Origin of the sequence: Rhizobium sp. BK049, assembly GCF_014193135.1 — a bacterium.
Lineage (GTDB): Bacteria > Pseudomonadota > Alphaproteobacteria > Rhizobiales > Rhizobiaceae > Rhizobium.
Map to the genome: position 1 here is coordinate 206,421 of NZ_JACHYV010000005.1, position 21,085 is coordinate 227,505.

Sequence of the window (21,085 nt, forward strand, 5' to 3'; positions counted from 1 at the left end):
GGACCGCGGGTTTCATCCCACGGTCCCGGCTTCGTTGGGGATCGGAAGGGCGCGCGCCCTTCGCCGCTAGGCGTCCAGCCAAACACGGGTTGCGACGTAACCGTTCGACATATCGTTGCCGATGTCATGGACATAACCCTTCACCTGCTTGGTGGAGGCGTTCACGAAGTCGTTGAACATCGGCAGGATCACGCCGCCCTCGTCGCGCACCATCATCGCCATGGTGCGGTACATATCCTTGCGTTTGGCTTCATCGAGCTCGGCGCGCGCCTGCAGCAGGAGCTTGTCGAAGTCAGGGCGCTTGAACTTGGTGTCGTTCCAGTCCGCCGTCGAGAGATAGGCGGTGGAATACATCTGGTCCTGCGTCGGACGGCCGCCCCAGTAGGAGGTCGAGAAGGGCTGGACGTTCCAGACATTGGTCCAGTACCCGTCACCCGGTTCGCGCTTGACCTCGATCTCGATGCCCGCCTTCTTGCAGCTTTCCTGGTAAAGGACGGCCGCATCGACGGCGCCGGGGAAGGCGACTTCGGAGGTGCGCAGGAGAACCGAACCGCTATGGCCTGACTTCTTGTAGTGGAAGGCAGCCTTGTCGGGATCGTAGGTGCGCTGCTCAATGCCCTCGGGGAACAGCGCATAGGTGCTGTTGATCGGGAAATCGTTGCCGACCTTGCCGTAACCGCCGAGGATCTTCTGCACCATGGTTTCGCGGTCCATGGCGTATTTGAGCGCCAGGCGCAGGTCGTTATTGTCGAACGGCGCCTTATCGCAATGCATGATGAAGACATAATGGCCGCGGCCGGCTGTCGAGAGAATCTCGACGTTGGGTGCGCGCTTCAACAGGCTGACCGTCTTCGGGTCGACACGGTTGATGTAGTGCACCTGGCCCGACGACAGGGCCGCGATGCGGGCTGTGGCGTCGTTCATGCCGATGATCTCGATCGAATCGACGTAGCCGCGGTCGGTGCGCCAGTCGTCCTTGTTCTTCTCGAAGGTGGCGCGGACGCCGGGCTCGAAGCTCGTCAGCTTGTAAGGTCCGGTACCGATCGAGGCCAAGGGATCGTCGACGCCGCCATTCGGCTGGATCACCAGATGGTAATCCGACAGCAGCAGCGGCATATCGGCATTGCCTTCACTGAGCGTCAGGACGAGATTGCCGCCATCGGCCTTGATCTCCTTGATCGAGCCGAGAACGCCCAGCGCGCCTGATTCCGAGCTTTTGTCGGTGTGGCGCTTCAGCGTTGCAACGACGTCGTCGATCGTCAGTTCCTTGCCGTTGTGGAACTTGACGCCCTTGCGGATCTTGAAGGTCCAGGTGACCGCATCCTTTGAAGGCTCCCAGGATTCGGCGAGCGCCGGCACGGCAGCCCCAGTCAGCGGATCGGATTCGACCAGCATATCGCCCCAGCAGCGGCCGACGCAGAACATGAACTGCGACAGAAATTTCGCCGGATCCTTGGAATCGGTGGCGGCACCGCCTTCGAGCCCGAGCTTCAGGTGGCCACCGTGCTTCGGTTCGGCGGCTTCTGCGCTTTCGGTGAAGAGTTTGTCGGCAACGGCAAGTGTGATGCCGGCCGCCATGGCGCGTCCCATGAATTCGCGGCGGCTGAGCCCGCCGGCGGTGACGCGGCTTGTGAGGTATTTGGTGTAGTCGTTCATTCCCCTGTTCCTTCTTTGGTGCGTTGACAGAACTTCCGGGCGGAATCGCAGGCGGTTTCCTCTCCGCCTCCGGTGCCCGCATCATGCGGGAAAATGCGCGGTTGCTGCCGCCTCCTTATCGTCCTTTCCAAATGGGGCTTCGCTTCTCCGCGAAAGCCCGCGCGCCTTCCAATTGGTCTTCGCTCGAATAGAGCCGATCGACGGTCGCAAACTGCCGCTTGGTGATCTTGTTCATGGCAGTCTGGAATGTCGAACCCTCCGCTTCGCGAACGATTTCCTTGATTGCAGCATAGACGAGCGGCGGCCCGCTTTCGAGCAGCCGAGCAAGCTCCCAGGCTCTCGCCATCAAGCGATCGGCGGGCAGGATTTCATTGACGAAACCCCAGCGATGCGCTTCGTGGACGTCGAGCCAGCGACCCGTCAAAAGCATGTCCATCGCGATATGATAGGGGATGCGCTTCGGCAGCTTGATCGAAGCCGCATCGGCGACCGTGCCCGAGCGGATTTCCGGCAGGGCAAAGGTCGCATGCTCGGCGGCGATGATGAGGTCGGTCGAGAGCGCGATCTCCAGTCCGCCGCCGCAACAGATGCCGTTGATCGCCGAGATGATGGGCTTGTTGAGGTCACGCAATTCCTGCAGCCCGCCAAAGCCACCCACGCCATAGTCGCCGTCGACTGCATCGCCCGACGCAGCCGCCTTCAGATCCCAGCCGGCGCAGAAAAACTTTTCGCTCGCACCCGTGACGATGGCAACGCGCAAGTCGGGGTCGTCGCGGAAATCTCGGAAGATCAATCCCATGGCGCGGCTGGTCGCGAGGTCGATGGCGTTCGCCTTCGGCCGGTCGATGACGACTTCCAATATTCCGCCGTCACGTCGTGTACGAATGTAGTCGCTCAAACCTGCGCTACCTCCTTCGCCGTATGAGAGCATCAACTGCAACAACACCGCGCCCTTCGGGAAGAACCATCAAGGGATTAATGTCCAGTTCCTCAAGGCGCACCGCATTCTTTACGACATATTCTGCCGTAGCTGCGACGGCGTCTATAGTGGCTTCAAGATCGCCGCGCGGGCGCCCGCGATAGCCATGGATCAACTTTGCGATTTTAAGCCATGAAATCGCCGCACCAATATCCGCTTTCGTCGCCGGAAGCGGCAGGACGACGGCATCTTCGAGCAGTTCGACGAAGATTCCGCCCGCTCCCAATGTCAGCGACAATCCGAAGACCGGGTCCCGGCTGGCGCCGACAATGAGCTCGGCGACTGGCGGATCGATCATTTTCTCGACGAGATAACCGCCATTCGGCGGCATCGCCGCCGCCGCATTCGACACCGCCTCTGGATCTTTGAGGTTGAGCACGACGGCGCCGGCCTCGGTCTTGTGCGCAATGCCGAGCCCCTTCAGTACGACGGGAAAACCGAGCCGCTCAGCCTGCTCGGCGGCTTCGCGAGGAGAAAAAGCCTGCAGCCCCCGGGGAACAGGGAGGCCGCAGGCAGCAAGCTCGGTCTTCGCATCGGCTTCCGACAGCGTATCGAGCTCGCCATCAACGGGGACGACGTTGAGGAGCGGCAGGGGAGGGGGACGATCCCAGGCCTCGCCGATCCCAGCGGCAACTTCCGCCGCGGTTATGGCTTCGTCGATACCCGAGAAGGGGACGATGCCCTTTGACATCAGACGAGCGGCAACCGGCTCCGGCATGTTCTCGGGAAGGGTCGCGAGCACGCCGGCCAGCGCACCGGTCGCGGAGGCTGCGGCGATGATTGCGTCTGTCGTCGTCGTCCACTCGGATGAATCACACCGGTCGTCGCGGGGAAAATCTAGAACCACGAGATTGAGTGCGCAGCCACCCTTGAACATGGCGCTGAATGCCTCCGTCTGACGCGCGAGATCGCCCCAGACGAAGGTGTGGTAGTCGAGCGGGTTTGCAAGCGCTACCATCTCGCCGAGGACCTCGCGCAGCCGCGGCAATTGCTGCGGCTGCAGGGCGGGGAACTCCACTTTCCGGCCGACGGCGGCATCCGCCATCAGGGAAGCCTCGCCGCCCGAGCAGCTCATGGACGAAATCGAATAGCTTGGGAGAGGGCCGGCAAGATGCAGCAGTTTCAGAGTTTCGAGCAGCGCCGGCAGGCTCTGGACACGGCCGAGACCGAGGCGGGCGAGCACGGCATCGGCCACCGCATCGCTGCCGGCAAGCGAAGCTGTATGCGACACGGCCGCGTGTTTCGCCTGCTGGGACCTGCCGACCTTCAACACGACGACAGGCTTCTTCGACCGACGGGCCATAGCGGCAAGGCGTTCCAGGCCGGCAAGGTCGCCGAACCCTTCGACGTGAAGGCCAACCGCCGTGACGCGTTGATCCTCAATGAGCGCGCAGGCGACATCGGCAAGCGATGTCTGCGCCTGGTTGCCCGATGTGACCACATAGGCGATCGGCAGTCCGCGCGTCTGCATGGTCAGGTTGAGGGCGATATTGGAGGACTGCGTAAGGATCGCGACACCGCGTTCGACGCGCTGCATGCCATGCTGATCAGGCCATAACAAAGCGCCGTCGATGCCGTTGATCAGCCCGTAACAGTTCGGCCCGAGGATCGGCATGCCACCGGCCGCTTCCACAAGGGCCTGCTGCAGTTCGGCGCCATCGGCAAGTTCCGCCGTCGCCTCGCTGAAGCCCGATGCATAACAGACGGCGCCGCCGGCGCCGGCCAGCGAAAGGCTGCGCACGATGTCGATGGTGAGCGTTCGGTTGACGCCGATGAAAGCGGCATCCGGTGCCGCGGGCAGATCGGAGAGGGAGCGATAGCAGCGCCGCCCAAGCACCTCGTCGAGTTTCGGATGAACCGGCCAGATCTCGCCCGAAAAGCCCATGCGGTCGCACTGCTCGATCACCCTGCGTGCCTCACGGCCGCCGAAGACGGCGATCGTTTGCGGTCTGAGCAGGCGGTCGAGCGGTCTTGAGGTCATCGGCTCATGCTCCCAGCGGCCGGAGCAGATCGCGGCTGATAATGTGCCGCTGGATCTCGGAGGTGCCGTCCCAGATGCGCTCGACGCGGGCGTCGCGCCAGAAACGGGCGAGCGGCAGGTCGTCCATCAGGCCCATGCCGCCGAAAATCTGGATCGCCTCGTCGGTGACGCGAGCCAGCATCTCGGAGGCGTAGAGCTTGGCGGAGGCGATCTGCCGGTCGGCGGGACGACCGGCGTCGACCTGCCAGGCGGCGGCAAGCGTTAGCCAGTCGGCCGCATCGATCTCGGTGATCATGTCGGCAAGCTTGAACGACACACCCTGATTGGCGCCGATCGGCTTGCCGAACTGCTTCCGCTCGGCGGCATAGGGGAGCGCCAGGTCGAAGACGCGCCGCGCCCGGCCGACGCAGGTGGCGGCAACCGTCAGCCGCGTGCCGTAAAGCCATTGGTTGGCGATATCGAAGCCGCGATGCACCTCGCCCAGCACCTGGGCTTCAGGAATGCGGCAGTCTTCAAAGCTGAGTGTACAATTATGGTAGCCGCGATGCGAAACGGACTCGTAGCCTTTGAGGATTTCGAACCCGGGCGTGCCGCGATCCACCAGGAAGGCGGTGATCTTCTTCTTGATGCCTTTCGGCGTTTCCTCCTCCCCGGTCGCGGCGAAGACGATGACGAAATCGGCGACATCGGCATGCGAGATGAAATGTTTCGTGCCGTTCAGGATAAAGTCGCCGCCATCGCGGCGTGCAGCGCATTTCATGCCGCGCATATCGGAGCCGGCATCCGGCTCGGTAATCGCAAGCGCGTCGATCTTCTCGCCGCGCACCGCGGGCAGGAGATAACGCTCACGCTGCTCGCCCTCACAGGCCATCAGAATGCCGGAGGGCCGGCCGAAGAAAACCGTCAGACCCAGCGAGCCGCGCCCGAGCTCCCGCTCGACCAGCGTGAAGGTGAGATGATCGAGGCCCGCACCGCCGACCTCCTCCGGAAAGTTGCAGGCGTAGAAGCCGAGATCGATGCATTTGCGCTGGATCTCGCGCCCCAGTTCCGGTGGAACGATGCCGGTCCGCTCGACCTCGCTCTCATGCGGATAGATTTCGGTCTCGACAAAGGCGCGAACCGTGTCGACGATCATTTGCTGTTCTTCGTTAAGGCCGAAATCCATGCCGATCCTCTTACCGTTTCTGGCCGACATAACGGCCGGCGCCTTCAGGCAGCGCCAATTCCGAATGAGCCGCAGCAATCGTCCTGACCTTGTCGAGCACGGCGGTCGGCGCCGGTGCCGCCTTACCCAGCTTGCTGTCGACATGCAGCAGCATGTGCTCGGCGGTTGCGAGAGCCTCGCCCGTCGCCGTAGCGTACAGCGTGTGGAAGACATGCAGCCGTTTGTCGTCGGCGGCGAGCACCTGACAGGTCGAGTGGATCGCCTGCCCGAGCTTTGCCTCGCCGAGATGGCGGATGTGGCTTTCGACCGTATAGTAGCTATGGCCCGCCTCGACATAGGCGAGATCGACACCGACAAGACGCAACAGCGCATCCGAGGTATCACCGAAAACCTGCAGGTAGCGGTGTTCGGTCATGTGGCCGTTATAATCGACCCAGGCGGGGCTCACCTTGGTTTCGACGAGCCTCAGCGGCTTCGACGGATCGAAAGGCGCTGCCGCGCCGCCTCCTTTCGCCCAAAGCGACTGCTCAAAATCCTTAAGCAGCTTGCCGGCACCCCAGCCTTCACCGCCGTGGCCGCCCTTGAGGGACTGGAGGATGCCAACAAGATTTTCGTCGCGGATGCGCTCGAGCTCGCGGATCGAAAGTCCCGCCGCCTGCTCGTCGGACTGTCGGCCGATTTTTTCGATCAGCGCATCGTCGAGATCCACCACATCGGTGAGCTTGGTCCAAGGCCAGGCGAGGCACGGCCCGAACTGGGCGAGGAAATGGCGCATCCCGGCCTCGCCCCCGGCGATGCGGTAGGTCTGGAACAGGCCCATCTGCGCCCAGCGCAGGCCGAAGGAATAACGGATGACGTCGTCGAGCGTCTCGACGGTGCAGATGTCGTCGTGGATAAGCCACAGGGCCTCGCGCCAGAGCGCCTCGAGCAGCCGGTCGCCGACGAAGGCCTCGATCTCCTTGGCGATGTGGACGCCCTTCATGCCGACCGGCGGCAGTTTGTCCATCGCCGCCTTGATGGTCACCGCCGATGTCTTCTCGCCACCGACGATTTCGACCAGCGGCAGCAGATAGACCGGATTATAGGGATGGGCGACAAACAGCCGTTCGGGATGTTTCATGTCCCGCTGCAGGTCGGTCGGCAGCAGTCCTGACGTGGATGAGCCGATCAGGGCATCCGGCCGTGCCGCGGCATCGATCTGCGTCAAGACACCGCGCTTGAGGTCGAGCCGTTCCGGCACGCTTTCCTGAATCCAGTCGGCGCCGGCGACCGCTTCCTCCAATGTCTTGCAGAAGGTGAGCCGACCGCGCGGCGGCAACGGTGCGCCGGTCAGCATGGCATAGGCCTTTTCGGCATTGGCGATCACTTCGCCGACGATGCGTTCCGCCTCCGGATGCGGGTCGAAGACATCGACGTCGATGCCGGCGAGCAGAAAACGAGCGATCCATCCGCCGCCGATGACGCCGCCGCCGATACAAGCTGCCTTGCTGATCCCTGTCATGCCGCCCTCAGCGCTTCGTCAGTTTGAGTTTCTTGCGGACGTCTTCCGGACCGACGATCCGCGCGCCCATGCCTTCCACCACCTGCACGGCCTTTTCGACGAGCTGCGCATTGGTGGCGAGCTGGCCCTTGCCGACGAAGAGGTTGTCTTCCAGGCCGACACGCACATTGCCACCCGCCAGAACCGCCGCGGCCGGATAGGCCATGGCATTGCGGCCGATCGAGAAGGCCGAAAAGGTCCAGCTCGCAGGCACATTGTTGACCATCGCCATGAACGTGTTGAGGTCGTCAGGAGCACCCCACGGAATGCCCATGCAGAGCTGGATCAACACGGGGTCTTCGATCAGCCCCTCTTCGGCGAGCTGCTTGGCGAACCAGAGATGGCCGGTGTCGAAGGCCTCGATTTCGGGCCGCACCCCGAGAGCCGTCATCTTGCTTGCCATCGCCCGCAGCATGGCCGGCGTGTTGGTCATGACATAGTCGCCGAGGTTGAAGTTCATCGTGCCGCAGTCGAGCGTGCAGATCTCCGGCAGGCACTCGGCGACATGGCTGACGCGCTCGGTGGCGCCCGCCATGTCGGTGCCTTTCGCATTGAGGGGCAGGGGGTTTTCGACATCCCCGAAGATCAGGTCCCCGCCCATGCCGGCAGTGAGGTTGAGAACGACGTCGATTTCCGCCGAGCGGATGCGGTCGGTGACCTCCCTGTAGAGATCATTGCGGCGGCTGGCGGCCCCGGTTTCCGGATCGCGGACATGGCAGTGAACAACGGCCGCCCCAGCCTTGGCGGCGTCGATCGCGGAATCCGCGATCTGCTTGGGAGTGATGGGAACGTGGCTGGATCTGGAAACCGTATCGCCGGCGCCGGTCACGGCGCAGGTGATAAAGACATCGCGGTTCATCGCAAGAGGCATGTTTTTGTTCTCCCGTCTTATGGTCATTACGCGACAACATGAACAGAGATGCTTTACGCTTTCAGAAGCACTTGATACATTATCGGAATCGGTGGAGGTGACATTGCTACAGCGATCGACGGAGCGGCTCGATATCGACCTTCTCGTCCTTCCGGATACGAACCTGATCCTGATCGCGTCGGTCATCGAGCCGCTGCGCGGCGCCAATCGCATTTCCGGCAGCGAGCTCTACCGCTGGCGGCTCCTGACACCGGACGGAGCGCCGGTTCCGACCACCAGCCACATCGCCATTCCGGCGGACGGGATCTTCCGGGCGACGGCCGAGGATAGACCGCTCTTCGTGCTTGCGAGCTACAACTGGCGCGGCAGCGCCACGCCGGCGCTGAAGATGCAGCTATCCCAGGCCGCCCGCCACCGCACGGTGATCGCCGGCATTGAGTCAGGCACCTGGCTGCTCGCGGAGGCGAGCCTGCTCGACGGGCAGCCGGCGACCGTTCACTGGGAAGATTACGAGGATTTTGCGCTTGCTTATCCTGAAGTGCGGGCCGTCAAGGATCGTTTTGTCATCGACGGCAAGCGACTGACGACATCGGGTTCGCTGCCGACCGTCGACCTGATGCTGGAGATCATCAGGCAGCGACAAGGTTATTCGCTGGCGCTCGAAGTCAGCCGGCTGTTCCGCTACGAGCAGCCCTCCTTTCATGGCGACGAACCGCTTTCCGCAGCCTCGGCGGGGCTCAGCATGCACGATCCCCGCGTGGCGCAGGCGGTGCGGCTGATGGAGGAACATATCGAGCAGCCCCTGATCCTCGCTCGGATCGCCCGCAGGGTCGGCATCAGCGCCAGGCATCTGCAGGACCTCTTCCAGCAGAGCATCGGCGCACCGCCGCATGTACATTATCTCGCACTGCGCCTGAATGCGGCGCGCCGCAAGGTGATCGAGACGACGGCCTCCTTCGCCGATATCGCGGCGGCAACCGGTTTCAATTCGGCCTCGGCCTTTGCCAGAAGCTACCGGGCGAATTTTTCCGAAAGCCCGTCCGAGACAAGGCGCCGCTTGCGCCGCCGCATCACGTCATCGGCGGCGGCGACGTAGGCTGGAACGCGTCCCGGATCATCTCGGCAAGCTCGCGGATGGCTTCGGTGGAACGGTAGGTGCTGCGGCGGAGCACCACCTTCGAGGAATCGACCGGCGGGAAACCGTCTTCGGCGGTCAGCTCCCGGCAGCCGGGCGGGATGCTGCTGCGGGAAAGCGTTGTCACGGCAAGGCCTGCGGTCAGTGCATTCTTCAGTCCCGAACCCGTATCGGCGATGAAAGCAATGCGATAGTTGCGGCCGATCTGCTCCAGCGACCGGAGCGCAAAATCACGTGACCAGGTGGAGTTGCGATAGGTCGCAATGGGGAGGGGGTCAAGATCGTGCAGCCGGTGGACCATCGAGGTGACCCAGACTGTGGGATCAATGCAGATGACCTCACCTTTCGTCTGGTCGCTCCAGTCGAAAACGACGGCGAGATCGAGTTCGTCCCGCTCCAGGGCGGCGAGGTTGCGTGATGTATAATCACAGGACACGGTGACCTCGACAGCCGGGTGACGCACAGCGAAAGCCGCAAGCGCTGCCGGCAAAACTGTCTGGCTGTATTCCTCGGGAATTCCAATGCGCACCGGCCCGTCCAGCGGCTTGCTGCGGATCGTGGCGGCGGCCTCGTTCAGGAGATCAATGACCCTGCGGGCGTAAGGCACCAGCTGTATGCCCTGGCGCGTCAGCAGCACGCCGCGGGCGCCGCGCTCAAAGAGGCATTCGCCGATCGTCTGCTCAAGCCTCTTGATCTGGGTGCTGACGGCGGACTGCGTCCGGCCGATCCGCTGGGCAGCCGCGGAGAAATTCGATGTCTCGGCGACGACCAGGAAGGTTCTCAACAGGTCGCTTTCGATTGGCTCGTGCATGGTCAGCCATAGATAAAATCGATGATAGTCATCTCTACTATTCGTTTGTCTAATGTCAAATCCTGGCGCAGAAATGGGCGGCGTTCGACTTCCTTCTTTGAGAATCTGTGGTGACCATTGACAATCCGACCACGCGCCTCGCAGGCAGCGAGCACGAGAAGGGTGTGCTTCTCATTGTTGCCGCGACGCTCGCCTGGAGTGCGAGCGGCGTCTATTCGCGGCTGCTCACGACCGACGTATGGACGGCGATCGCCTGGCGGTCGTTGTTCGGAGGCCTGTTTCTGCTGATCCCCTGCCTTTTCCTCGAAGGGGGCATCTCGCGGCGGCAATGGCACTCCGTTTTCCATCCGTCCGGACTTGCAATGATCGCATGCCAGACCTTCAGTCAGGGATGCTTCATCGGGGCGCTCTATATGACCACCGTCGCCAATGTGACGATGATCTACGCGACGACCCCCTTCATCGCCGCGCTGTTCGGCTGGCTCATCCTCAAGGAGAGAGTGGCCAGGCGAACGATGATTGCCGGCGCCGTCTCCCTCTTCGGCGTCGGCATCATCGTCGCCTCGTCGATCGGCGGCGGCACCGGCTGGGGCGATCTCTTAGCGCTCGGCATGACCGCCTCCTTCGCGCTCGTCATCATTATTCCGCGCATCGATCCCGGCGTGCCGAGCCTGCCGCCGACCGTGGTCAGCGCTTTCCTGACGCTTGTCATCTTCGCGCCCTTCGGCTCGGCCGGCTCGCTCGATCTGCACAATTGGATCGTGCTAGCCGCCTTCGGGGCGACGAATTTCTCGCTGGCGCTGGTGCTCTTCCTCGCCGGGGCAAAGCGAATGCCGCCGGCCGAAGCCGCGCTGATCGGCACGATGGAAATCGTGCTGACGCCCTTCTGGGTCTGGCTGCTATTTTCCGAAGAGCCGCCCGTCGCCACCTATTTTGGCGGCGCCATCATCCTCGGCGCCGTGTTCTGGCATACGGCGGTCGATTTCAATCGGGGCCGCCGGCCATAGGGCGGCTGGCTGCCGCCTGTCCTCCGCTCCGCTGACGAATCTTGTCGTGTTCGCTCATGCGCCGATGAGCGACCATGCGATTGCCGTGACGGCCGTTTCAGCCGGCGGTGGGGCCACCCCCTTTGATAGTTCCAGGTGGCGGCCTCAGCCTCAACTAGCCAAAGAACGCACGAAGCTGAGCGAAAAACCCGCCTGGTTTATGAGCCGCCATCTTTCGTACGCGGCGAGCTAGTGTCGCAGCGCTGACGCGTTCCCCGAAATGGCAAAAGCAGACCAGGTCATGCAATTGCTCATCACTGAGTTCGAAGAACCGCCTGGCTTCGCCATAGCTGTCGTTTTCCATTCCTGCCGCCCGCAGAATGGGATCAGCGAACGCAACAGAGATCGGAGTGTCGTCGTCACGCAAGGCGAGCCGATCGGCAATCGGCTGATACTCTGTCTCGTGAAGCGTTCTGAGAAACGGCTTAGGGCTGCGTTCCAGAATGTCCGCCCACCGTTCTAGGCGTTCGCGCCTCGTCATTTCAAGGCGATCATAGGTCGGGCTGACCTTAGCGATCGTTTTCAATTGCTCGAGTGCATGCTGTTCCATTTCGGCCTCCTATCCCCGGAAAAATAGATGGTCCGCTCCCAGAAACAGCCTCGCTCAGGTCACAGCCGAAGTCCAATCACGATTGAAAACGACATCTGCTGCTGGCCGAAAGATGTGATTACAAGTGCCACATGTTCAGCGGTGCGAAGCCCGACAGTTGCGATCACATCATCCGGAGCGATCCGGAAAACTGCCGCATTCGCGAGATCAATCTGTCGTTCCCCGCGGAAAGTGATTGCGGCTTTGCCGCCTGTCGCCTGGAGGTGCGCCCATGTCGCTTTTTCGGGCGCCGTTTTCGACCAGGCATGGTTTTCTGGTCATGTTCACGGCGCTGCCTTGCAAGCTGGCGACATGAACATGCGAGGCTGGCCAGCGGCCGGCGCGCTGCCGCGCGGCGGTGGTAGAACTGAAGTCCTCAAGGCGGTCGCTGGCTTGATATCCAGAGATCGAGACGGATCGAAAGGAGGTTCTGGAGCCCGAACCAGCTCTTTGCGCAGCAGATCTCCGGATTGCGGCGGGCGATGACGAGCGGAACGACAGGCCAGACCTATCGTGCCACTCTCTCCTCGATCCAGCCTGTCCCCGCCTAGCTGCGAAATTCGAATATCGCCCGATGCGGCGATGTGAATACCGGACTGCAGAGGAGGCAGGCCGGAGGAAAGCTTGCCGTCGACTGCATCGGTTGCAGCTCGAGACATTCAACACATGGGAGGAATCCATGAGCAAGAACAGAGGCGTCGTCTATCTCCGGCCGGGAAAGGTCGAAGTCCGCGATATCGACGATCCGAAGCTGGAAGCGCCGGACGGCCGCCGCATCGAACACGGCGTGATCCTGAAGGTGATCTCCACCAATATCTGCGGCTCCGACCAGCACATGGTCCGCGGCCGCACGACGGCAATGCCAGGCCTGATCCTCGGCCATGAAATCACCGGCGAAATCATCGAGAAAGGCGTCGATGTCGAGATGCTCGAGATCGGCGATATCGTCTCGGTGCCCTTCAATGTCGCCTGCGGCCGTTGCCGTTGCTGCAAATCTCAGGATACCGGCGTCTGCCTGACCGTAAACCCGGCTCGCGCCGGCGGCGCTTACGGCTATGTCGACATGGGCGGATGGATCGGCGGACAGGCACGCTACGTCACCATTCCCTATGCCGATTTCAACCTGCTGAAAATTCCGGACCGGGACAAGGCGATGGCGAAGATCCGCGATCTCACCATGCTTTCGGACATTCTGCCCACCGGCTTTCACGGTGCAGTGCGCGCAGGCGTCGGCGTCGGCTCGACCGTCTATGTCGCCGGTGCCGGTCCTGTCGGCTTAGCGGCTGCGGCTTCGGCTCGCATCCTCGGTGCTGCGGTCGTCATGATCGGCGATTTCAACAAGGACCGCCTCGCACATGCGGCGAAAGTCGGTTTTGAGCCCATCGACCTCTCCAAGAGCGACCGTCTCGGCGACATGATCGCTGAAGTCGTCGGCAGCAACGAAGTGGACAGCGCCATCGACGCGGTCGGCTTCGAGGCACGCGGCCATTCGGGCGGCGAACAGCCGGCAATCGTGCTGAACCAGATGATGGAGATCACCCGCGCCGCCGGCTCGATCGGCATTCCCGGCCTCTACGTGACCGAGGATCCGGGCGCCGTCGACAATGCCGCCAAGCACGGCAATCTCTCGCTTCGCTTCGGTCTCGGCTGGGCAAAGGCGCAGTCCTTCCACACCGGCCAGACTCCGGTGCTCAAATATAATCGCCAGCTCATGCAGGCGATCCTCCATGACCGGCTGCCGATCGCCGACATCGTCAACGCCAAGGTCATCCCGCTCGAAGATGCCGTCCAAGGTTATGAGAGCTTCGATCATGGGGCGGCGACGAAGTTTGTTCTCGACCCGCATGGAGACGTCGCGAAAGCCGCATAAAGCGAAGGACCGGAGACCAAACCGACAGCGCCGCGCTTCTTTTCGAAGCGCGGCGCTATTTAGTTTCAACTTGGCAAAACTACTGGATGCTGAACGGGAAATACTTAGCGTTGATCATGTCGTAGGTCCCGTCGGCCTTGATGGCCCTCAAGGCTTCGTTCAGGCGCGCAAGACGCTCCTTGTCATCCAGGCGCAACGCGATGCCGGCACCCTCGCCGAAATAGGTGACGTCGACCAGATCCGGCCCCTTGAACTCGCAGCAGGTTCCCGCCTTCGTGTTGGCGATCCAGTCATAAATGGCGAGTTTATCCTCAAGGATAACGTCGACGCGCCCGTCCGAGAGGCCTTTGTATAATTCCGGCGAGGACCGGAAAACCGTCTTCTTCAGGTCAGGATAGAGGTGGTTAGCATAGGATTCCTGCGCTGTGGACGATGTCACTCCGAGTTTCTTGCCGCTGAGGGCGGCGGGGCTGACGTCGCTGATCGGCGAATCTTTCCGGGCGATGAACACCGACGGGCTGGTGTAATATTTCTCGGTAAAAGCGACTTTCTGGCGGCGCTCCAGGCTCATCGACATGGACGAGATGATCGCGTCGTATTTGCCGGCGACGAGATCGGGGATCATGTCGTCCCACTTTTCGATGATGAACTGACATTCGAACTTTCCGACGTCGCAAAGCGCGTTGGCGATATCGATGTCGAAGCCTTGCAGCTGGTTATTTGCATCGAGATAGTTGAAGGGCGGAAATGCTCCTTCGACGGCAACTCTCAGAGGCGTGCGATCTTGCGCAGCCAGCTGCAGCGGCGAGGCGGCGGCGAGAAGGAGGCCCAATCCGCCCGCCATCAGCGCTCCGCGCAGTATAGTCTGAATGGATAGGCGCAACATCGTCGGAACTCCTTGTGTGGCGTAGTCTCCGCCATAGTGCGCCCCAGCCTTTAATTCTACGTGAACGCTTCTTTGTTAACGTCCACGAATGCGCCCGTGGTGGGTTCAGGGGTTTAGGCTTGCACATCGTTGTCCCTTCCAGCTCCAATTCGTTTCAGCAATCCTGGATCGCTTCGGGGAGAATTCTATTCCTGATCGCTGTCAGCGGGCTCGGAGCGATCGGACTGGTCGTGCTTTCCGCACTCTGGGCGGGAACCGAGAGCGACGCGGCAGCCCTCGATCGACAACGTCAGCTTGTCAATGCGCGCCTCAGGGAACAGGTCGATCAAGTGGCACATGTCATTGGTCAATTCGGCAATGGCTACCTCTCCGGCGTCTATCCGGCCTCCCGGGCAGCCGGAGTTTCCTCCAGCCTCGATACTGTTCTCACGGCGGCGGCCGGGAGTGCGATCAGCCACACTGCGATGTCGGCCTTCGGCTATGACCAGGCCTTCGTCGTCGATGACAAGGCGCAGCTGATCATGCTGACCGACGCCGAAACCGAAAAGCGCTATCGCTGGATGAGACCGCTCTTTCTGCCTCTCCTGAAAGACGCGCGCCTGACGGCGCATCACGGCACCGCTTCCAGCGAACCGATCCCATCATCATTGGATAGCCGAGCGGCCAATACCGCCCGCTCGAACCATGCACTGGCCAATCTGATGCGGCTCGAAGGCCGGCCGACGATCGTGGGCGTCGTTGCCGTCAACGAAGCCGCCGAGCGGCAGCCGCAGCCGATGCGGCAATTCCTGATCGTCGTGCGGTTTCTCGACGGCGCGGCGCTCGACGAGTTGAGCCGGCAACAAGGCCTCAACGGCGCGCGCTTCGCGCGCACGGCCGACGCCGACGAAAATGAGGTTGCGTTCCAGATCGACGCAACGGCAAACGGCGAACCGATCGGCTTTATTGTATGGCGGCCTGATCTTCCTGGTTCGAGGGTGATCGGCCGCTTGATGCCGGCGCTTTCGATTGCCGCCCTGGTGATCGCGGTCCTGTTTTCGGTTCTGCTGGTCCGCCTGCGAAGCAGTCTCGGCGAACTGAAGAAAAGCGAGCTGCACGCCAGGCAGCTCGCCCTGCATGACGTGCTGACCGGCCTTCCCAACCGCGCCCTGTTCGCGATGCGCCTGGAGGAGTGTTTGGCCGACACGCGCAATTCCGCCGAGCGGTCGGCAGTGGCGCTCCTTGACCTCGACCGCTTCAAGGCCGTGAACGACACGTTCGGGCATGCTGCCGGCGACGAGCTCATCAGGCTGGCTGCGGAGAGGGTCCACGCGTTGCTTCGTCCGGGGGACACGCTTGCCCGCCTCGGCGGGGACGAGTTTGCCCTGCTTCTCCGGAACATCAGAGATGAAAAAATCTTGCCCTCCATCTGCGAAGCGATCGTTGCCGAACTTGGCAGACCCTTCCCGCTTTTGAGGGGCGAAGCGATCGCCCGGGTCGGCGGCTCGATTGGTGTGACCGTGGTGCCGGACGCCGGACGCAATGCCGACGATCTCATGCGTTATGCCGACGTCGCGCTCTACGAGGCCAAGATGGGCGGAAGAGGCCAGTGGCGCGTCTATTCGCCGTCCATGGACGGTGGCAGGAATGCACGCGACGTCCTCAAGAACGAATTGCGGGATGTTCTGGCAAAGAGCACGGCCTTCTCCGCCGGCGCTCCACAACCCGGTACGATCGGCAACAGACCGGACTTCGGATCGCTTGAGGTCTACTACCAGACAGTGCATCGCGCCGAGGGCGGATACTCGGCGTCAGGCGCGGAGGCTCTCGTGCGCTGGCGCCACAGCCAGCGCGGACTTTTGACGCCTGCCAGCTTCATCCCGGCGGCCGAGGAAGGCGGCCTCATCGACGCTCTCGGTTTCTGGGTGCTGCGCGAAGCCTGCAGGGCTGCCGGCAGCTGGCCGAAAGACACCTTTGTGGCCGTGAATGTGTCTCCCTCCCAGCTGAGAAGGCCCAACTTCGCCGAGGAGGTCTTCGCCGTGCTTGAAGAGACCGGCTTGCCGCCGTCGCGCCTGGAGCTCGAACTCACCGAGTCCTCGCTAATCGAGGATAGCTCGGATGTCTATTCGGTACTGAAATCGCTGCGTGGCCGTGGAGTTCAGATTTCGCTCGATGATTTTGGAACCGGCTTTTCGTGCCTCAGCCACCTGGTCCGCTTCGACATAGACCGCATCAAGATCGATCGCTCCTTCGTCTCACAGCTGGGCGCAAAAGCCAACGGCGCCGCCATCATCGGCGCCATCGTTACCCTCAGCCGCAACCTCGGCATTTCGACGACGGCCGAAGGGGTCGAAACCGAATATCAAAGGGACTTTCTGGCCGCCCTCGGCTGCACCGACCTCCAGGGCTACTTCTTCTCCAAACCGGTTCCGCTTCGCGAACTCGACTGCTTCGGCAAATCCGAAGGCGGCCCCGCATCACGGACGATCGCTCCGGGAGCCATTGCCTAGCGCCCTTTGATCTTTCGGCATCAGGAACTTTCGCCCCGGGCAGCGGTTGACGCCCCACGACGAATGGAGGATGTGATGGGCGAGATCGGCGAGTGGCGGCACCTTTGCGTCGACATGCAGCGGATGTTTGCCGAAGACACGCCTTGGCACGTTCCATGGATGGCCCGGATCTCCCCTCAGGTCGAGGAACTCGCCGGCCGCTATCCGTCCCGAACGATCTTCACCCGTTTCATACCGCCTCAGCATGCGGATGCGATGCCGGGAAAATGGCGCGATTATTACCGGAAATGGTGGATGATGACAGGTGAGCATCTTCCGCATGGCCTCGTCGAGCTGACTTCGTCGCTCGCCTCGCATGTTCCGCCGGCAAGATGTTTCGACAAACGCACCTATTCCCCCTGGATCGACGGTCGCCTCCACACGATTCTTCAATCGGAACGGGTCAACACCCTTGTGATCACCGGTGGGGAAACGGACGTCTGCGTGCTTGCCGCGACGCTCGGCGCCATCGATCTCGGCTATCGCGTCATCCTGCTGAAGGATGCCGTCTGCAGCAGCGCCGACGATACTTATGACGCTTCGCTGGAACTTCTCCACGACCGCTTTTCCGTGCAGCTCGAACTCATGGAGACCGAGGAGTTCTTGAGCGGCCTTGGCTGAGAAGCCGTTCCGGCGATCTTTCATTGATATGTATCAAGGCTGGGCTCCCCGCGCCGGCATAAGCTCTCCGGGCAGCCTGCCAGAGGAGCCCGGCAGCGCATCTTGCGGCAGCGAAATCAACCGGTCCGGAGATAAGCAATGTCTTTGAAGCTGATCAGCGGAATGATGAAGTCGTCCGGCGAGGAAGCCCTGCTGGTCATGGATGCCGGCGGCACGAACCAGATGGTCGTTATCGACAGGGAAGCCCTCCTTGAGGTTGCCCAGCCGCCGCGTTGCGACGAAAGCCGGCTGCAGGAAAATATCGGCCTTTTCAGCCGGATTGCCTGCGCGAAATTCAATCGCGGCGATATTGAGCGCGACGGGCGCATCAGAATTCATGCAGCCGACCTTTGAGTGCCGCTCACCTCCCCGACGGTGGTGAGTCTCGGCACTCATAGGAAGTGGCGCGTCAGATCCGGCGCGATCGAGCGGCAGGCACCGGCGCCAACAACGAGATCAGTCGCTTACGTCATGAACGAGCCGGCGAGGCCGGCGAGCACCGCGATGCCGCTCACGATCGCGAGCCGAACCGCATAGCCAAGGCTTCCCGCGATTGCTGCAAGCCCTGTTTTCGCAAGAAGATTGGCGAAGGCAGCGACCGCTATGGCGTGTGCAGCCGCATCCGCCGGCAGGTTCGGGAGCTTCGCGATCGAAAGCGTTATCGCATCGAGATCGCCGAGCCCTGTGATGAAGGCGACAACCGCCAGCGACTGCGTTCCGAAGAACTCCAAAGCCGCCCGCGTCACGATGGTGACAGCGGCAAGAAGAAGAGCAAAGCGTAGGACGACGATCACCTCCAGCGGGTTTTTCGGTGAAAAGTCGGGACCACCACCAGAGCGCGGTGCCAAGCCGGCGAGGCCACCGCCGATGGCAAGCACCGCCGCACCCGGGCCGAGCAATGCCGCAAGCTTCTCCAGAACCGCCGGTGCGATGACGCCACAAATCAGAAGCACCCGGCTCAGGGACACGGCCCCCGCCATCATCGCTCCGGCTGAAAGCAGCGGCGAGAGGGCGGGCATCTGCTTGGACTGTCGGGCAAAGGAAAGAGTAAGGGCCGTCGAGGAAACGATACCCCCACAGGCGCCCGTCAGGAGCAGTCCGGCTCTGGCGTCGGTGAGCCGGATCATGACATAGCCAGCAAACGAAACCGCTCCCACGAATATGGTCAGCATCCACAGCTCGAAAGGGTTGATCATCTGCCAGGGATCGACCGCCTCATTGGGAAGAATGGGAAGAATGACGACCGTCATCGTCAACAAGATCAGGGCGGCTCTCAACTCGAGCCAGGTCAGTTTCCGCAGAAACCCGTGCAGAGGCTCCCGCGCCGCCAGAAGTGCCGTCATTGCAACCGCGCTCGCCGCGGTCGTCGTCATGTCTGCAACCACGGCTCCGAAACCGAGCGCAAACACCGTGATCGCGGCAATGGCGCCGGTTGCGCTGTAGTCACTCTCCCGCAGCGCCTGCATGCGGCTGAAGACAAGGATCGTGACGCAAAAGAATACGAAGATGGCCGTCGGCAGGACGGGCCCCACGATGGGTTGCAGGAAGCCGCAAAAGCCGCCGAGGAAACTCGACAGACCATAGGTGCGGATACCCGCCACTCTCTTGCCCGGCGCCGCCTCGCGCTCTCGCCATCCACGTTCGATGCCGACGAGTATGCCGATCGCAAGCGCAAGACTGAGGCGCTGGAATGCATCTGTCATCACCAATGAAGTCATCATCGGAACGTCCAGTTATTGCCGGCGACTCCGCCTGACGGAGGCTATTATGTCCCATTTTCCGTGGTGAGCACGCATACCGATCTCTCTGTTCCTGGAATCCATCCACACCCGTGCGGAACGGGGTCGTGGCCGAGTTTGCGCAGAATGCCTTGACCGAGGCGCCCCGAGAAACTGCGCGATTGGCCGGGATCTCCTTGATAATGGCGGTGGTCTCCGCAAAGTGGTGGGTGGGCTGGCGGATGAGACGGTGGAAGACCTTTTGCGCTCGAACCTGTGCCCGATGCGTCCGGCCCTCAACCGGCTCCCCTGTCTTCTGCCTCTTCCAGAGCTGCGCTCAACAGTTGGAGCGCGAACTCCTCTGCGGCCTTTTCGTCATCCGCGCATAGCTTCAACGGGGCGCATCTCTCCTTCAGATTACGGATGAGTCTCCGGCGAAGCCTGGGGACGAGCCGCGATTCCGTTTTGGCGAGAAGCTCCTGCAGACAGGTGACGGCCACCGCTTCAAACATGAGAAGCTTGCCTTCGACTTCGCCTTGCGAAGGAATGGGCAGCCGCTCGCCGCCTCGTTTGAAATCTCGCTCCGTCGACAGCATTTGCGGCCTCCTTAACCGATCACAGGCCTGCACCTTACCGAATTCCGCGATTGGGACGTCCACGGTCCCAATCGAGAAGCAACCTACAAGGCAGAAATCGACAGCGCTTTGACGAAGGTCAAGGAACCCCTTGCCATCGCGACTATCCTTTCCCTATCCAACCAGAGAGGTATATCGACATGGCCATCAGGACGGCATTAAGCATCCTCAGCGTTCATCAGTTCGAAGAAGATCTCAAAACCGCAATCGACTTCTGCGGCGCCCATGGCGCCCATTTGAACGCGCTGGTGATCTCTTTGGGAACTGCGCCGACGATCGGCAATTATAACACCATCTCTTCTGTCTGGCTTGACGAACGCCAGCGCGAAATCGACGCTTTGTCAGAGAAGACAGACGAGATCAGGACCGCTCTCAACCGAAGCGAGATCTCCTGCGAGGTCCAGGAGGTCTACACGGAATTTGCCTGGGCCGACGAAGACATTGCCGAAAGGGCGCTCTACGCCGACGTCGTCCTGATCGGGCGGCAGGCGGCCCAAGACGAAGATCTCCGCAAACGGATCATCAATGGGGCACTCTTCCAGACGCCGACGCCGATTGTCATCAACCGTGGCGCAGGCGCGATGAATGCCTCCTTGAGGTCGGTTCTGCTGGCATGGGATTCCAGCGACGAAGCGTCGCGCGCCGCCCGCCAATCGCTTGATCTGCTCCGCCAAGCCGACATCGTTTACGTCACGATGGTGGATCCGGTGGCGCGGATGCGCACGCACGGCGAAGAACCGGGCGCCGACATTGCCGCCTATCTTGCCCGTCATGGCGTGAAGGTGCAGGTGGATCGCATTGCCAGCGGTGGACGACGGGCAGACGAGGTCCTGCGGCAGCACGCCGTCGACGTCTCCGCCGACCTGATCGTCATGGGCGCATACAACCATCCCCGCTGGCAGCAGACGATCTTTGGCGGCGTGACGCGCGGCATGATCGAAGAAAGCCGGATGCCCATCTTCATGGCCCATTGAGCCGGCCGGCGCTCAGCCGGTCCGGCGTCTCACACCTCGTT

Annotated in this window: 18 protein-coding genes; 7 read left to right on the forward strand and 11 right to left on the reverse strand. The window is 62.0% G+C overall.

What is annotated here, in order from left to right:
• Positions 1-66: 66 nt before the first annotated feature.
• From FHT70_RS07705 to FHT70_RS07730, 6 genes are all read right to left on the reverse strand, one after another.
• Positions 67-1,656, reverse strand: coding sequence for an ABC transporter substrate-binding protein (locus tag FHT70_RS07705; RefSeq protein WP_085780697.1), 1,590 nt, complete (start codon positions 1,654-1,656; stop codon positions 67-69).
• Between the two features lie 115 nt (positions 1,657-1,771).
• Entirely contained in the window at positions 1,772-2,554 is a 783-nt protein-coding gene (locus FHT70_RS07710) for a carnitinyl-CoA dehydratase (RefSeq protein ID WP_097599134.1), read from the reverse strand.
• A 7-nt stretch (positions 2,555-2,561) separates the two neighbouring features.
• Positions 2,562-4,616 (reverse strand): acetate--CoA ligase family protein, encoded by a 2,055-nt coding sequence (locus FHT70_RS07715; protein WP_183700030.1) that lies wholly within the window; start codon positions 4,614-4,616, stop codon positions 2,562-2,564.
• Positions 4,617-4,620: 4 nt separating this feature from the next.
• On the reverse strand, positions 4,621-5,781 hold the full coding sequence (locus tag FHT70_RS07720) for an acyl-CoA dehydrogenase family protein (protein WP_097599136.1): 1,161 nt from the start codon (positions 5,779-5,781) through the stop codon (positions 4,621-4,623).
• 10 nt (positions 5,782-5,791) lie between these two features.
• Positions 5,792-7,282, reverse strand: coding sequence for a carnitine 3-dehydrogenase (locus FHT70_RS07725; RefSeq protein ID WP_183700032.1), 1,491 nt, complete (start codon positions 7,280-7,282; stop codon positions 5,792-5,794).
• Between the two features lie 7 nt (positions 7,283-7,289).
• Positions 7,290-8,192: a 3-keto-5-aminohexanoate cleavage protein gene (locus FHT70_RS07730; RefSeq protein WP_183700034.1), complete on the reverse strand. Its 903-nt coding sequence runs from the start codon at positions 8,190-8,192 to the stop codon at positions 7,290-7,292.
• Between the two features lie 97 nt (positions 8,193-8,289).
• On the opposite strand from FHT70_RS07730, the gene FHT70_RS07735 reads away from it, so the two are divergent.
• Complete coding sequence (locus FHT70_RS07735; protein WP_085781254.1) at positions 8,290-9,288, forward strand: GlxA family transcriptional regulator; 999 nt, start codon at positions 8,290-8,292, stop codon at positions 9,286-9,288.
• Here FHT70_RS07735 and FHT70_RS07740 read toward each other — a convergent pair.
• A complete protein-coding gene (locus tag FHT70_RS07740) occupies positions 9,263-10,138 on the reverse strand; it encodes a LysR substrate-binding domain-containing protein (protein ID WP_085780691.1) in 876 nt (291 codons plus the stop codon). The genes FHT70_RS07735 and FHT70_RS07740 overlap by 26 nt on opposite strands.
• A 110-nt stretch (positions 10,139-10,248) precedes the next feature.
• On the opposite strand from FHT70_RS07740, the gene FHT70_RS07745 reads away from it, so the two are divergent.
• Positions 10,249-11,145, forward strand: coding sequence for an EamA family transporter (locus FHT70_RS07745; RefSeq protein WP_183700036.1), 897 nt, complete (start codon positions 10,249-10,251; stop codon positions 11,143-11,145).
• A 154-nt stretch (positions 11,146-11,299) separates the two neighbouring features.
• Here FHT70_RS07745 and FHT70_RS07750 read toward each other — a convergent pair whose 3' ends face one another.
• Positions 11,300-11,734: a hypothetical protein gene (locus FHT70_RS07750; RefSeq protein ID WP_085780690.1), complete on the reverse strand. Its 435-nt coding sequence runs from the start codon at positions 11,732-11,734 to the stop codon at positions 11,300-11,302.
• A 718-nt stretch (positions 11,735-12,452) separates the two neighbouring features.
• Here FHT70_RS07750 and fdhA point away from each other — a divergent pair.
• Positions 12,453-13,643 (forward strand): formaldehyde dehydrogenase, glutathione-independent, encoded by a 1,191-nt coding sequence (gene fdhA / locus FHT70_RS07755; RefSeq protein ID WP_097599176.1) that lies wholly within the window; start codon positions 12,453-12,455, stop codon positions 13,641-13,643.
• A 79-nt stretch (positions 13,644-13,722) separates the two neighbouring features.
• Here the strand turns inward: fdhA and FHT70_RS07760 are convergent, their stop codons facing one another.
• Positions 13,723-14,529: a transporter substrate-binding domain-containing protein gene (locus tag FHT70_RS07760; RefSeq protein ID WP_183700038.1), complete on the reverse strand. Its 807-nt coding sequence runs from the start codon at positions 14,527-14,529 to the stop codon at positions 13,723-13,725.
• 119 nt (positions 14,530-14,648) lie between these two features.
• Between FHT70_RS07760 and FHT70_RS07765 the strand changes: the two genes are divergently transcribed.
• The 3 genes from FHT70_RS07765 (at position 14,649) to FHT70_RS07775 (ending at position 18,071) form a co-directional block, all read left to right on the forward strand.
• A complete protein-coding gene (locus FHT70_RS07765; protein WP_183700040.1) occupies positions 14,649-17,018 on the forward strand; it encodes an EAL domain-containing protein in 2,370 nt (789 codons plus the stop codon).
• A 75-nt stretch (positions 17,019-17,093) separates the two neighbouring features.
• The gene (locus FHT70_RS07770; RefSeq protein ID WP_183700042.1) at positions 17,094-17,678 is read left to right on the forward strand and encodes a cysteine hydrolase; all 585 of its coding nucleotides are present in this window, start codon (positions 17,094-17,096) and stop codon (positions 17,676-17,678) included.
• A gap of 138 nt (positions 17,679-17,816) precedes the next feature.
• Positions 17,817-18,071 carry a hypothetical protein gene (locus FHT70_RS07775; RefSeq protein WP_097599143.1) on the forward strand — a complete coding sequence of 85 codons (255 nt, stop codon included), beginning with the start codon at positions 17,817-17,819 and terminating at the stop codon, positions 18,069-18,071.
• Positions 18,072-18,181: 110 nt separating this feature from the next.
• Here the strand turns inward: FHT70_RS07775 and FHT70_RS07780 are convergent, their stop codons facing one another.
• Both FHT70_RS07780 and FHT70_RS07785 read right to left on the reverse strand, forming a co-directional pair.
• Positions 18,182-19,438 carry a DUF4010 domain-containing protein gene (locus FHT70_RS07780; protein ID WP_183700044.1) on the reverse strand — a complete coding sequence of 419 codons (1,257 nt, stop codon included), beginning with the start codon at positions 19,436-19,438 and terminating at the stop codon, positions 18,182-18,184.
• Positions 19,439-19,731: 293 nt separating this feature from the next.
• The gene (locus FHT70_RS07785) at positions 19,732-20,031 is read right to left on the reverse strand and encodes a hypothetical protein (protein ID WP_183700046.1); all 300 of its coding nucleotides are present in this window, start codon (positions 20,029-20,031) and stop codon (positions 19,732-19,734) included.
• 179 nt (positions 20,032-20,210) lie between these two features.
• Between FHT70_RS07785 and FHT70_RS07790 the strand changes: the two genes are divergently transcribed.
• Positions 20,211-21,044 carry a universal stress protein gene (locus tag FHT70_RS07790; protein ID WP_183700048.1) on the forward strand — a complete coding sequence of 278 codons (834 nt, stop codon included), beginning with the start codon at positions 20,211-20,213 and terminating at the stop codon, positions 21,042-21,044.
• Positions 21,045-21,085: the final 41 nt, after the last annotated feature.

Excerpts from the sequence above, each read along its gene's own strand:
- FHT70_RS07705 (WP_085780697.1), bottom strand. The coding sequence starts at position 1,656 with ATGAACGACTACACCAAATACCTCACAAGCCGCGTCACCGCCGGCGGG.
- FHT70_RS07715 (WP_183700030.1), bottom strand. The coding sequence starts at position 4,616 with ATGACCTCAAGACCGCTCGACCGCCTGCTCAGACCGCAAACGATCGCC.
- FHT70_RS07720 (WP_097599136.1), bottom strand. The coding sequence starts at position 5,781 with ATGGATTTCGGCCTTAACGAAGAACAGCAAATGATCGTCGACACGGTT.
- FHT70_RS07725 (WP_183700032.1), bottom strand. The coding sequence starts at position 7,282 with ATGACAGGGATCAGCAAGGCAGCTTGTATCGGCGGCGGCGTCATCGGC.
- FHT70_RS07730 (WP_183700034.1), bottom strand. The coding sequence starts at position 8,192 with ATGCCTCTTGCGATGAACCGCGATGTCTTTATCACCTGCGCCGTGACC.
- FHT70_RS07740 (WP_085780691.1), bottom strand. The coding sequence starts at position 10,138 with ATGCACGAGCCAATCGAAAGCGACCTGTTGAGAACCTTCCTGGTCGTC.
- FHT70_RS07750 (WP_085780690.1), bottom strand. The coding sequence starts at position 11,734 with ATGGAACAGCATGCACTCGAGCAATTGAAAACGATCGCTAAGGTCAGC.
- fdhA (WP_097599176.1), top strand. The coding sequence starts at position 12,453 with ATGAGCAAGAACAGAGGCGTCGTCTATCTCCGGCCGGGAAAGGTCGAA.
- FHT70_RS07760 (WP_183700038.1), bottom strand. The coding sequence starts at position 14,529 with ATGTTGCGCCTATCCATTCAGACTATACTGCGCGGAGCGCTGATGGCG.
- FHT70_RS07770 (WP_183700042.1), top strand. The coding sequence starts at position 17,094 with ATGGGCGAGATCGGCGAGTGGCGGCACCTTTGCGTCGACATGCAGCGG.
- FHT70_RS07775 (WP_097599143.1), top strand. The coding sequence starts at position 17,817 with ATGTCTTTGAAGCTGATCAGCGGAATGATGAAGTCGTCCGGCGAGGAA.
- FHT70_RS07780 (WP_183700044.1), bottom strand. The coding sequence starts at position 19,438 with ATGATGACTTCATTGGTGATGACAGATGCATTCCAGCGCCTCAGTCTT.
- FHT70_RS07785 (WP_183700046.1), bottom strand. The coding sequence starts at position 20,031 with ATGCTGTCGACGGAGCGAGATTTCAAACGAGGCGGCGAGCGGCTGCCC.
- FHT70_RS07790 (WP_183700048.1), top strand. The coding sequence starts at position 20,211 with ATGGCCATCAGGACGGCATTAAGCATCCTCAGCGTTCATCAGTTCGAA.